Annotated in this window: 12 protein-coding genes, 1 tRNA gene and 1 pseudogene; 9 read left to right on the plus strand and 5 right to left on the minus strand. The window is 69.1% G+C overall.

The annotated features are described in order from the left end of the window. The first annotated feature begins 27 nt into the window (after positions 1-27). From cysS to OG580_RS19630, 3 genes are all read left to right on the plus strand, one after another. On the plus strand, positions 28-1,428 hold the full coding sequence (cysS, locus tag OG580_RS19620) for a cysteine--tRNA ligase (protein WP_267044968.1): 1,401 nt from the start codon (positions 28-30) through the stop codon (positions 1,426-1,428). A gap of 79 nt (positions 1,429-1,507) precedes the next feature. Continuing rightward, the gene (gene rlmB, locus OG580_RS19625) at positions 1,508-2,464 is read left to right on the plus strand and encodes a 23S rRNA (guanosine(2251)-2'-O)-methyltransferase RlmB (RefSeq protein WP_267044969.1); all 957 of its coding nucleotides are present in this window, start codon (positions 1,508-1,510) and stop codon (positions 2,462-2,464) included. A 119-nt stretch (positions 2,465-2,583) separates the two neighbouring features. Then, a complete protein-coding gene (locus OG580_RS19630) occupies positions 2,584-4,197 on the plus strand; it encodes a DoxX family membrane protein (protein WP_267044970.1) in 1,614 nt (537 codons plus the stop codon). Between the two features lie 219 nt (positions 4,198-4,416). Here the strand turns inward: OG580_RS19630 and OG580_RS19635 are convergent, their stop codons facing one another. The 3 genes from OG580_RS19635 to OG580_RS19645 form a co-directional block, all read right to left on the minus strand. Continuing rightward, positions 4,417-5,133 carry a nucleotidyltransferase family protein gene (locus OG580_RS19635; protein ID WP_267044971.1) on the minus strand — a complete coding sequence of 239 codons (717 nt, stop codon included), beginning with the start codon at positions 5,131-5,133 and terminating at the stop codon, positions 4,417-4,419. A gap of 64 nt (positions 5,134-5,197) precedes the next feature. Beyond that, a complete protein-coding gene (locus OG580_RS19640) occupies positions 5,198-5,608 on the minus strand; it encodes a hypothetical protein (RefSeq protein WP_267044972.1) in 411 nt (136 codons plus the stop codon). A gap of 247 nt (positions 5,609-5,855) precedes the next feature. Next, entirely contained in the window at positions 5,856-6,953 is a 1,098-nt protein-coding gene (locus tag OG580_RS19645; protein WP_267044973.1) for an ABC transporter ATP-binding protein, read from the minus strand. Positions 6,954-7,135: 182 nt separating this feature from the next. Here OG580_RS19645 and OG580_RS19650 point away from each other — a divergent pair. Further along, positions 7,136-7,209: transfer RNA gene (locus tag OG580_RS19650), tRNA-Thr, on the plus strand. A gap of 71 nt (positions 7,210-7,280) precedes the next feature. Here OG580_RS19650 and OG580_RS19655 read toward each other — a convergent pair. Further along, entirely contained in the window at positions 7,281-7,964 is a 684-nt protein-coding gene (locus OG580_RS19655; RefSeq protein ID WP_323182582.1) for a site-specific integrase, read from the minus strand. Here OG580_RS19655 and OG580_RS19660 point away from each other — a divergent pair. Then, positions 7,951-8,136, plus strand: a pseudogene (locus tag OG580_RS19660) (YdcF family protein); the annotation flags it as partial. The gene OG580_RS19655 and the pseudogene OG580_RS19660 sit on opposite strands and share 14 nt — an antisense overlap. On the opposite strand, the gene OG580_RS19665 reads toward OG580_RS19660, so the two are convergent. Continuing rightward, on the minus strand, positions 8,109-9,020 hold the full coding sequence (locus tag OG580_RS19665; RefSeq protein WP_267044975.1) for a nuclease-related domain-containing protein: 912 nt from the start codon (positions 9,018-9,020) through the stop codon (positions 8,109-8,111). The pseudogene OG580_RS19660 and the gene OG580_RS19665 overlap by 28 nt on opposite strands. A 543-nt stretch (positions 9,021-9,563) precedes the next feature. On the opposite strand from OG580_RS19665, the gene OG580_RS19670 reads away from it, so the two are divergent. From OG580_RS19670 to OG580_RS19685, 4 genes are all read left to right on the plus strand, one after another. Further along, positions 9,564-9,758 (plus strand): hypothetical protein, encoded by a 195-nt coding sequence (locus tag OG580_RS19670; RefSeq protein ID WP_267044976.1) that lies wholly within the window; start codon positions 9,564-9,566, stop codon positions 9,756-9,758. 590 nt (positions 9,759-10,348) lie between these two features. Beyond that, entirely contained in the window at positions 10,349-10,543 is a 195-nt protein-coding gene (locus tag OG580_RS19675; protein WP_267044977.1) for a hypothetical protein, read from the plus strand. A gap of 198 nt (positions 10,544-10,741) precedes the next feature. Beyond that, entirely contained in the window at positions 10,742-11,002 is a 261-nt protein-coding gene (locus OG580_RS19680) for a hypothetical protein (protein ID WP_267044978.1), read from the plus strand. A 498-nt stretch (positions 11,003-11,500) separates the two neighbouring features. Next, positions 11,501-11,953, plus strand: coding sequence for a hypothetical protein (locus OG580_RS19685; protein WP_267044979.1), 453 nt, complete (start codon positions 11,501-11,503; stop codon positions 11,951-11,953). Positions 11,954-12,092: the final 139 nt, after the last annotated feature.

Here is a 12,092-nt window from a genome sequence, read left to right on the forward strand (position 1 = left end):
CTACCACACGCCCACTACCCTGGAGTGGTGACTATTCGCCTGTACGACACCAGCGCCCGGCAGATCCGTGACTTCATCCCGCTCACGCCGGGCTGCGTCTCGATCTACCTCTGTGGCGCGACCGTGCAGGCCGCCCCGCACATCGGCCACATCCGGTCGGGGCTGAACTTCGACATCATGCGCCGCTGGTTCGCCTACCGCGGCTACGACGTCACGTTCATCCGCAACGTCACCGACATCGACGACAAGATCATCGCCAAGGGCGCGGACCAGGGCCGCGCCTGGTGGTCGATCGGGTACGAGAACGAGCGCGCGTTCAACTCCGGTTACGACGCGCTCGGTTGCCTGCCGCCCACCTACGAGCCCCGCGCCACCGGGCACGTACCCGAGATGATCGAGATGATGCGCGGCCTCATCGAGCGCGGACACGCGTACGAGGCCGACGGCAGCGTCTACTTCGACGTGCGCTCCTTCCCGGGCTACCTGGAGCTGTCCAACCAGGACATCGACGACCTGCGTCAGCCCTCCGAGGACGGCATCACCGGCAAGCGCGACCCGCGCGACTTCGCGATGTGGAAGGCGACCAAGCCGGGCGAGCCCGACTGGGAGACCCCGTGGGGCCGCGGCCGGCCCGGCTGGCACCTGGAGTGCTCGGCCATGGCCCACAAGTACCTGGGCTCCGCCTTCGACATCCACGGCGGCGGTCTCGACCTGATCTTCCCGCACCACGAGAACGAGATCGCCCAGGCCAAGGCCTTCGGCGACGAGTTCGCGCACTACTGGGTGCACAACGCCTGGGTCACCATGGCCGGCGAGAAGATGTCGAAGTCCCTCGGCAACAGCGTGCTGGTGTCGGAGATGGTCAAGAACTGGCGCCCCATCGTCCTCCGCTACTACCTGGGCACCCCGCACTACCGGTCGATGATCGAGTACAGCGAGGAGTCCCTGCGCGAGGCCGAGTCGGCGTTCGCCCGTATCGAGGGCTTCGTCCAGCGCGCCACCGAGAAGGCCGGGGCGCCCGTCGCCCCCGCCGCCGAGGTGCCGCCGGCCTTCGCCGAGGCCATGGACGACGACCTGGGCGTGCCGCACGCGCTCGCGATCATCCACACCACCGTCCGCCAGGGCAACAGCGCCCTCGCGGCGGACGACAAGGACGAGGCCATCGCCCGCCTCGCCGAGGTCCGGGCCATGCTCGGCGTCCTCGGCCTGGACCCGCTCGACCCGCAGTGGGCCGAGGAGTCCGGTGGCGGCGAAGAGCTCCACGGCGTCGTCGACACCCTCGTACGGCTCGTGCTCCAGCAGCGCGAGTCGGCCCGTGAGCGGAAGGACTGGGCGACCGCGGACGCGATCCGCGACCAGCTGAGCCAGTCCGGTCTCGCCATCGAGGACAGCCCCGACGGCCCCCGCTGGACGCTGGGCAACCGTTAGAAATGTGCCGCTCGGGGCTCCGGGCGGCACACTTCAGTTACAGACTTGTGTACGCAGGCATTAGAGGAAATAGGTAGTCATGGCCGGGAACAGCCAGCGCAGGAACCGTCGCACGTCCAACAAGAAGGGTGCGACGGTCGGCAGCGGTGGCCAGCGGCGCAAGGGCCTCGAAGGCAAGGGCCCGACGCCCAAGGCCACCGACCGCAAGGGCCACAAGGCGTTCCGCGTCACCAACGCGATGGCCCGCCAGGCGGCCAAGCGCAAGCCCGTCGCGCGCCGCGGCGGCAAGGGGACCTCCGAGATGGTCGTCGGCCGCAACCCGGTCTTCGAGGCCCTGCGCGACGGCGTCCCCGCCTCGACCCTGTACGTGCAGCAGTTCATCGACAACGACGAGCGCGTGCGCGAGGCCCTCAACCTCGCCACCGGCCGCGGCAACATCAACATCATGGAGGCGCCGCGCCCCGAGCTCGACCGGATGACGAACGGCCTCAACCACCAGGGCCTCGTCCTCCAGGTCCCGCCGTACGAGTACGCGCACCCCGAGGACCTCGCCGCGACGGCCTACGACCACCACGAGGACCCGCTGATCGTCGCCCTCGACGGCATCACCGACCCGCGGAACCTCGGCGCCATCGTCCGCTCCGTCGCGGCCTTCGGCGGCCACGGCGTGGTCGTCCCCGAGCGCCGCGCCGCCGGTATGACGGCCGGTGCCTGGAAGACGTCGGCCGGCACCGCCGCCCGTACCCCGGTCGCCCGCGCGACCAACCTGACCCGCTGCCTGGAGCAGTACCAGAAGGCCGGCCTCACGATCGTCGGCCTCGCCGCCGACGGCGACCACGAGGTCCACGAGCTGGAGGCGCTGTCCGGCCCGGTCGTCATCGTCGTCGGCTCCGAGGGCAAGGGCCTGTCGCGCCTCGTCGGCGAGACCTGCGACTACCGCGTCCGCATCCCCATGCCGGGCGGCGCCGAGTCGCTCAACGCCGGTGTCGCCGCCGGTGTCGTGCTGTACGAGGCGGCCCGCCGCCGCATGGCCTGACACAGGCCCCTCGTACCGGCATAGCGGCACCCCGGCCCCGGCCGTGGCGTTGATCTTGACGGGTCTCGGACATTTGCGAGCCGTCAAAGCAGTGTCCTAAACCCAGATCACTCGGTTAGATGAGTGTGGACACCAGAACGCCCCGGCCGGGGTTCGACGATCAGCCCGCGCTGAGCATGGTCAAAGTGGACTCCGATCCCGCCCAGGTGATCGTGAACCACGCCAGCTTCCGTGTGCGTCTCGCGCCGGCCAAGGCGCCGACGTTCGCCGCGAACCCGCGCGTCGCCGCACTCTCCGGAGCGGGGGCGGGCGCACCGCGTCGCCGCCCCGTCGTATGGACCGGAAAGTCCGCGCCGGGCGCGACCGGACTTCTCCAGGCGGTACGCGAGTCCTCCGTCTCCACACTCGACCGGGCCGTCGGTCACGGCGGACTCGGCGGGCCCGACGGTCACTCCGGCCTGGACGAGGGCGTCACCCAGGCCATCCCGCGCGTCGACGACACCATGCCCACCCCCATGGTGCCCGCCGAAGCCGCCGGACCGCTGCTCCCGCCGATGCGACGCGCCGAGGGCGCGTACGACGACGTGTACCAGCTCCGGCCCGAGGCCCCCGGGCCGTACGAGGACGACACGGCCGACGGCCGCACGGGCCGGCGCGCCGCGCACGACCCCGTCCGGCACGCCTACTACCCCGGGCGCCGGATGAACCTCGGCGTCGTCCTCCTCCCGCTCCGCGTCTTCCTCGGCTTCATCTCCATCTACGCGGGCATGGGCAAGCTCTGCGACCCCGTCTACTTCGACGGCGGCGAGCGCGGCTCCATGGTGAAGTGGCTCAACTCGCTGCACCCGTGGGCCCTTGCCGAACCCCTCCGCGACTTCGCGCTCCAGCACCCCGTGGGCGCCGGGCTCACCGTCGCGTTCCTCCAGGTCGTCGTCGGAGTCCTCACCGTCCTCGGCCTCTGGCAGCGGACGGCGGCCGTCGTCGGCGCCCTGCTCTCGGCCGCGCTCATCCTGACCGTCAGCTGGCGGACCGTCCCGGTCTACGACTCCGCCGACATCATCTACCTGGCCGCCTGGTCCCCGCTGATCATCGCCGGCGCCCCCGTCTACTCGCTCGACGGCCGCCTCGCGAGCGAGGCCTGGCGCACCCTCGGCCCCCGCGCCGAACTCTGGGCCCTGCGCCGCCGCGTCACGCGCCGCAGCACCCTTCTCGCCTCGGTCGTCGTCGGCCTCACCCTGCTCATCGGTTCCGTCCTCGGCGGCGCGGTCCGTTCCACCGAGATGGTCACCGTCCCGGGCCCCAACGACGACCCGATCAACCACCTCCCCGGCCGGCCGCTCACCAGCGAGGCGCCGCGCCGCACCCCGTCGCAGAGCGCCTCCACGGCGCCCGAGCCGACGGCGACCAGCGAGGCTCCCGCGGCGTCCGAGGAGACCGAGGAGGCGACCCGGCCGACCGAGACGACCCGGGAGTCGACCCGTACGCGGGAGCAGAGCCCGACGGCCACGGAGGACGGCAGCACCGGCTCCTCCGCCACGACGACCACGAGCCGTCCGCCCGCGGAGTCGAAGCCGGCGCCCCCGCCGACGACGAGCGACACCCCGACGACCACCGGCGGCACGTCGAGCGGCGGCTCCACCGGGTCCACGGGCTCGACGGGCGGCAGCACCCCCACGGAGAGCGGCTCGACGTCGGGCGGCGCGCAGAACCCGATCGGCGGCCTCCTGGGCTGACCCCGGGGCGTACGCGAACGAGGAGGGCGGCACCGCGTCGACGCGGTGCCGCCCTCCTCGTACTCGCACCCGTACGCCTTCGGGGGCAGGGGTTACTCGTACACCTTCGGGGTCACGGCGTCCCCGTACACCCTCGGGGTCACGGCGTCCCCGTACACCCTCGGGGTCACGGCGTCCCCGTACAGCCTCGGGGGTACGGCGTCCCCGTACAGCCTCCGGTCAGGCGCGCTGGGCGGCGAGCTCCTTGGCGGCCTCCGTGAGGTCCTTGGCGGTGTCGATGGCCCGCCAGTACGCCCCCTGAGGCAGCGGGAAGCCGGCCAGGCGGCGCTCGCGGGCGAGCCGGGGGAAGGTGGTCCGCTCGTGGTCGCCGAGGTCGGGGAGGAGCTCGGTGAAGGCGGCGGAGAAGACGTACACGCCGGCGTTGATGAGGAACGGCGACGGCGGGGACTCGACGAAGTCGGTGATGTGCCCGAAGGTGTCGGTCTCGACGGCGCCCCAGGGGATACGGGGGCGGGCGAGGGCCAGCGTGGCGACGGCGTCCCGCTCGGTGTGGAACGCGGCCATCTCGCGCAGCGAGAAGCGGGTCCAGATGTCGCCGTTGGTCGCGTACCAGGGCTGGTCCGGCGCGGGCAGATGCGCGGCGGCGTACTTGAGGCCGCCACCGCGGCCCAGGGGCTCGGACTCGACGACCGTCGTCACCTTGAGAGGGAGGTCGGCGGTTTCCAGCCACTCCTGGAGTACTTCGGCGAGGTGGCCGCAGGAGACGACGGCGTCGGTCACGCCCTCGGCCGCGAGCCAGGAAAGCTGATGGCCGATGATCGGGGTCCCGGTTCCGGGGATCTCGACCATCGGCTTGGGGCGGTCGTCGGTGTAGGGGCGCAGCCGCGAGCCCTGGCCGCCCGCCAGGACCACGGCCTGCGTCGGAGTGGTGTGCATACGGGGAACGATAGGCGCCCCGCACGCCCGACCGCCGGATACGCGACGGTGCTCAGCTCGCGGCTCAGCTCGCGCGCATGACGCCGGTCGCGTACGCGGTGTCGCAGACCGGGCGGGAGAAGGACTGGGCGCGGGAGGGACCGTAGTGCTCGACGGCGGCGCGGCCGAGGGCGCGGGCGATGGAGATGCAGTGCTTGGCGAGCGACGGCCGGTTCTCGACCTCGCGCTGGAGGTGCGTGAGGGCGGTGCCGGGGTCCTTCTCCTGGAGCTCCGCGAGGAGCTGGTCGCGGAGGACGTCCTGCGGGGCGCGGGACTTGGCGCGGACGGAGACCTCGGCGGAGGAGGCCGTCAGCTGGGTGGCGGAGTCCTGGCCGGCCCACGGAACGGCGGACACCGCGAGCGTTCCCGAGAGCACCAGGACGACGGGCAGGACGAGGGCGAGAGAGCGGCCGATTCGGCGGGCAGTGTGGGTCACGCAGGCGAGCGTAGCGGCCGGTAGTGATATGGCGACATTTAGTCACTCTCGCGGGGGATGGTTCGAGGCGGCTTTTCGAATTCCGTGTTGACGCGGAGGTCGAGGGCGGGCCCCGAATGCCGGGTTCTGCCGTGATCTGCCGGGGTTTTTCCACCGTAAACCCGAGCCGTGACGCCACATGGACGAACGGCCCCGCATCCGGGAAGGATGCGGGGCCGTCCTGCAGACGTCGGAAACGCCGTCGGTGTCAGTCGCTGATGCGCTGCTCCGTGGACTTCGAGAAGACGTGCAGCTCGTCGGCGCGCGGGACGACGTGCAGCGTGGTGCCCTTGGCGGGGACGTCACGGCCGCCGACGCGGACCACCAGGTCCTTGTCCTCGCCGCCGACGCGGGTGGAGCCGTAGATGAAGCCGTCGGAGCCGAGCTCCTCGACGACGTTGACCGTCACGGCCAGGCCCTGGTCGCTCTCGGGGCCCGCGACGTCGAAGTGCTCGGGGCGGACGCCGACCACGACGGTGGTGTCGCCGTTCGCGGACGCGGTGGCGATGGCGTCGCGGGAGACGGGGACGATGCTGTTGCCGAACTTCACGCCGCCGTCGGTGATCGGGACCTCGATCAGGTTCATGGCGGGGGAGCCGATGAAGCCGGCGACGAAGAGGTTGGCGGGGCGGTCGTACATGTTGCGCGGGGAGTCGACCTGCTGGAGCAGACCGTCCTTCAGCACGGCGACGCGGTCGCCCATGGTGAGCGCCTCGGTCTGGTCGTGGGTGACGTAGACCGTGGTGATGCCGAGGCGGCGCTGGAGGCCGGCGATCTGCGTACGGGTCGACACACGCAGCTTCGCGTCGAGGTTCGACAGCGGCTCGTCCATGAGGAAGACCTGCGGCTCACGCACGATGGCGCGACCCATGGCGACACGCTGACGCTGACCGCCGGAGAGCGCCTTCGGCTTCCGGTCCAGGTACGCGGTGAGGTCGAGGATCTTCGCGGCCTCTTCGACCTTGGCGCGGATCTCGGCCTTGTTGACGCCGGCGATCTTGAGCGCGAAGCCCATGTTGTCGGCGACGGTCATGTGCGGGTACAGCGCGTAGTTCTGGAACACCATCGCGATGTCCCGGTCCTTCGGCGGCAGGTGCGTGACGTCGCGGTCCCCGATGCGGATGGAGCCGGCGTTGACGTCCTCGAGCCCCGCGAGCATGCGGAGCGAGGTCGACTTGCCACAGCCGGAGGGTCCGACGAGGACGAGGAACTCGCCGTCGGCGATCTCGATGTCGAGCTGGTCGACGGAGGGCTTGGTGGCGCCGGGGTAGATCCGGGTCGCCTTGTCGAAAGTGACGGAAGCCATGGTGATGTGTCCCTTCACCGGCAGGAACGTGCCGGACGATCCGAGTAAAGGAAGGATTGAGGTCTAGTCCACCTAGGTGAACCGCAAGTGACGCTACCTGCCGATGCCCGATCTGTCAGCAGTTCGAAGCCCGCGAGATTTCCCACCGGTCGCGGGGCGCGGTTGGTTACACTGCACTCGCTGCCTCCTTAGCTCAGCTGGCCAGAGCACCGCTCTTGTAAAGCGGGGGTCGTCGGTTCGAACCCGACAGGGGGCTCAACGCAAAGGGCCAGCGCAGGGGCATGTTTCCCCCGCGCTGGCCCTTTCGCATGATCACGGCCGTGCCACCTACGTGCCAGAAGGCCCTTCCTTGTGGTCTTGGCGGGCCTGGCGGATCATCTCGCCGAGCTTCCCGGCGATGTGCTGATCACGGTCGCTCGTCATGTGCTGGTAGATCAGCGCGGCTCGGGTTGTGCTGTGCCCCATCCGCGTCATGAGCTCGCGCGTGCTGGCTCCGGCGCTGGAGGCGAGGGTGTTCCCGGTGTGGCGGAGATCGTGGAAGTGCACGTCCCCGGAGATGCCGGCCTTGGCGCGGGCGGCGGTCCAGTCGTCCCGGAAGTTGCTCCGTCGGAGGAGTCCGCCGCGGGGACCCTGAAACAGATGGCCATCCTGCCCGGCCCCGGTGAAGCGCTCCAGGTGGTGAACGAGCTCGGGGACGAGTTCGGCAGGGAAGGCGACGGGCCGGACACCGGCGGCGGACTTCGGAGTCTTGTCGGCCAGGGTGCCGTTCTGAAGCTCGGCCTGTGCGCGACGGACCATGACCACGGAGCGGGTCAGGTCGAGGTCCCGGCGGCGGAGTGAGGCCAGCTCGCCGAAGCGGAGCGTGGTGAAGGCGGCGAGGAGGACGAGCGCGCGGTGGTGCGGCTGGATGGCGTCGGCCACGGCGTACACCTCGGCCACGGTGAGGACGGGCCGCTCGGGCACGTCGTAGCGGTCGGCGCCCTTGATCCGGCACGGGTTGGTCATCGACATGCTCGTAGGTGCTCTCCAACGACTACTGATCTAGCCGGACCAAGGCTTCATGATCAGCCAACAGGTGCCTAGCGATGTGGCAGATGCGTATGAGCGCCTCTGCCAAGGGGGCTTCACGAGCCGCCTCCTCCGGGACGAGGAAGGTCACGTCCTCAGCCAGGCTCGCCGGTGACGGGCGACTGCGTACACGGATTCCACTTGCTCAGGCGTGAGCTTGCCAGCGAGAGGGCCGAGAGCTGCAACCTCACGCTCCTGATAGACGCGGACGCTGTACTGGGTTGCCGCGCGCTGTAAGCGCTCAACGCCGACGAACACCAAGACGGGCTCCACGGGCACGTCGGAATCGCAGTACCGCCCCAACACCCCTCGCACGTACTCGGCCTCAGCCTTGCTCGCGGCTGCATAGGGGTGCGGCTTGCCGCTGTTGACCTTGGCCATCGTGTCGCCGACCCAGACCGAAGCACCCCGGTGGGTCTTGGTGTTGATGCTGAACACGCCGCCCGGACCAATCAACAGGTGATCGATGTCGCCGCCATTGCTCTTCTGAATGCCGTGGATGGTCCGCCAGCCAAGTGGGGCTAGACGCTTCAGCTCTCGGCCGACCCGCCGCTCCCCCTCAAGCCCGGTGTACCAGCTGTCCCAATCGGATGACCGGCGTAGCAGCTTGGCCACCCAGCGTTCGGCGGTTGAAGGTCCTTGCTCAGCCATCCGGCGGAGAATCCCAGCGCCAGGGCGGCTGTCTGCCAGGTCTTCAATGGGCGAGAGAGGCGGGAGGGATGCCGGCCGTGAAGGACGTCTCCGAGCCGATGGTGTTGGTTGTTGAGCGCGAGGCGCAGGAACCGGTGCAGCAGCACCGGCGCGCGTGGAACCGACGATCACGCCTTCACCGAGATGTCTGCTGAGGAGGGCTAAGGCCTCATCCTGATACTTCTGATTCTTGATCGTCACGACCTTGGTCGCCCGGTCTGCCCATGCGACGGCGTCCCCGTTCGGCAGGTTCACATAGAGCCGATCCTTGCCATGCCGCTTCCACGGACTCACCGTTAGATCGCCCATCAGTCCCCCCATGCAGCCGCCCCGAGTTACATGCCAGCAGTTGGCGGCTACGTCGGCAAGACCGCCCTCACAGGGGGAGCTGTTACAGGTTTCTCCACCTCATCAAGGCACCCGCCGCGCACGGCGCGGCGCGCGCGGCCCGTCGCCCGGGCCTGCGCTCCTGTCTGCGCCCCGCTCCAGCCCTGCCGCCGTCCGCACGCCTGACAGCTCGGGTTGATGGGTGACGACCCAGAGACGGCCAAAGCGCTCGGGCCAAGACAAGCCTCCGGCGGGGGCGCTCAGGCTCCAGGATGGCGGGGGCTCCGTGAGCGGGTGCCGGCCGGTGGGGTGTGGCGGTGGGGACTCCCATCCCGTCTGCCGTCGACCCAGGCAGAGCCGAGCAGACACGGCACCGGGCGTCCAGGTCGTTCGTACAGTGGCGCGCTCCACCTGGACGCCCGGCACCGCGCCTGCTCCACGGTGTGTGGGTCGACGGCAGACGGGATGGGAGTCGGGGTGGGTGCTGTGGCGAAGGTGCACGTTAGGGTGCCGCTGGGAGGTGGGATGGCAAACAAGAACGATTGGCGGAACCACCCGCATTGGTACCTCTTGATCCTGGTACCGGTGCTGGTTTTTCTGATCATCGAGGATGATGTAATCACCCGCAGTCTCCTGGCCGGGGGGCTCTTCTCAGGTGGCGTGCTCTACGGACGCGGCTGGGTGAAGCGTGGCGACCGGATGGCTGACCGATCCGGCTAGAGCTACGGATCAGGTGTTGCCCACGCGGAGGGGTTGTGCGCGGTCGGCGCTGGCAGGTCACTCCTGGCCATCGACGAAGCCCGACCGTCGGTTAGGTCCCGGACGAGTCTCCGGGCCGCCCCCAGACAGACCGGGGATGCAACCATTCACTTCAGAGCTGGAACCCCCGGAAGCCGACCGCGCGCTTGAAACCATAGGCGCCGGCACTGACAACGGTCCTGCCTGTGATGGGCCGTTGAGGGGTGAGTATCTAACTGCGTGACAACGCCGACGAACAGCGGCGGACGAGTGAGGATGCCTGCGGACCATCAGCGCAGGTGAGAGACACACCAGCCCAAGGCAGGGCTCGCACCCGAGTTGCTTCGGGACGAAGGAGTGCTCGTGCCCTCTGCATGCCCGATCGAGCGGTGATGGAGGGGAAGCAGCGGGGAACTGCGGAACCAGCACCGGAAACCGGTAGGTCAGTTCTGTGCAAGTAACGCACCATCTACGTATGAGGTCTTCCAAACTAGGGCTCTTTGGTTGACGGAGGCTTGCCCGTCCGGTGGACTCCACCTGTGGCCACAGACCCGAGCGAGTACGACAAGGCAATGCCGACGGTCTCAGCGTTCCTGAAGAAGATGGAACGAGGCATCGACCGTACGCGGGCGACGCACGCCGGGCAGCCGTACGCAACGGTCCGGCAGTCCCTGGTCCTCGCACTGGAGGAGGAGGGCGCTCGCCCGATGGTGCCGCAAGTAGTCGACGAGCTGGCCCGACAGATTTCCGAGGGGAGCGACCACTGATCCGTACCCTGCCAGACCGCATCGGGCGTGCCAGATGCGTGCCAGGTGGGACGGGGAACAGCGGTAGAGCAGCGGGTTCCTCGGGGAGTCCTAGGGTTGTCTTTGGCGCCCGTTGGCCCTGATCAGAGCGCTACACGGGGCTGAAAGATCTGTGATTCCCAATCTCATGGCGCGCCTCCCATGTCATACGATCAGCGGATGTCTATGGAAGAACCCAAGGTCGTGTGGGCTTTGGAGGGGTACAGCAAGGCAGACGAATTCCTGCGCACCGAGTACCCCGTCAGTCGCGAGCAGATTCTGCAGCTTCGGGAAGTGATCAAGCCGGATGCGGATGACCCCGGGATGCTCTACTGCTACTCCGTACCGGTCGAGGTCTGGCCAGCGGTGGACGCGATCCTGCGGTGCGGGCCGCCTGATCCAGGACTCGACTACTTCACGAGCGCCTATGCGGCGGAGTAAGCGAATCCGCTGAAGTACAGCAACGGCGTACCGCAACCGCAGCGACCATCCTTGACCGAGAGCGCCTTGGAGTGACCGGGTAGCGACCGGGTAGCGACCGGGTAGCGACCGGGTAGCGGCCGGTATGGCCGTAACTGACCGATCCGGCTAGAGCTACGGATCAGAAGGCGGCGGCAGCCGTGCCACTTCCGTGCCAGAAGTGGCGGGGAGCCACGGGGAATCGGGAGCAACGGCGGTGCATGCTCCGTGCGGCGCCCAAGCCAGGAGCTTGCAGGTCAGGCCAGTGATCGCCATCCCTCTCTTGTAAAGCGGGGTCGTCGGTTCGAACCCGACAGGGGGCTCTTGGGCGAAGACCCCCGACCGATCATGGTTGGGGGTCTTCGACATCTACGGGTGCCATCGACGCGGGCGGTCGGTCGAGTCCAGGCGAGGGCGGGCGCGGGCGCACGGAGTGAAATGCGGATGCCGGCTCCCGGGCCTGGCGGGCAGGATCGCGTCATGTCGACCGATGTCAGTGGAATGATCGAGTGCCGGCCAGGGGCCCGGCTGTGGGGTCCGGACGATGAGGACACAGTCTGGGAAGCGGGCATCGACCTCTTCCTGCTGAACAGGGGCAACGCCTACGACGGCTTGGCCTGCCTCTTCGGAGTCCGAAACTACTTCGGCTTCCGCCCGCTTGCTGAGGACCGCGGCTTCCCGGATGACGCGTCGGAAGGGTTGTGTCGTGAGTACGCCGACTACGGCGGCCCCCGCTACGTACACGGGACGACATGGCTGACCTGGGCCGAGCTGTCCGCTACGGACTGGCAGGAGACGGACGACTCCGGCACACGAAGCCGCGCATCAGCCGCAGGGCCCGACACCGGCTGGGGTCCGGTCTGGAGCGTCATGCGCATCCTCGGCGAAGTCCACGGCGCGGAGAACGTGCGTCTCGTCGTCTGGTTTCACTGACCCGACTCCATGCCGCGCAGGTCGAGGCCCTGTCCCAGCGGGTACTGAAGGAGATCGACGGCGGCGTCTGGCTTGTGGTCGAACTCCGCTGAAAGGTAGGGGAGTACGGCGCTGTGGAATGCCGGATCCGCACGGGGGT

It is taken from the genome of Streptomyces sp. NBC_00094, from assembly GCF_026343125.1.
GTDB lineage: Bacteria > Actinomycetota > Actinomycetes > Streptomycetales > Streptomycetaceae > Streptomyces.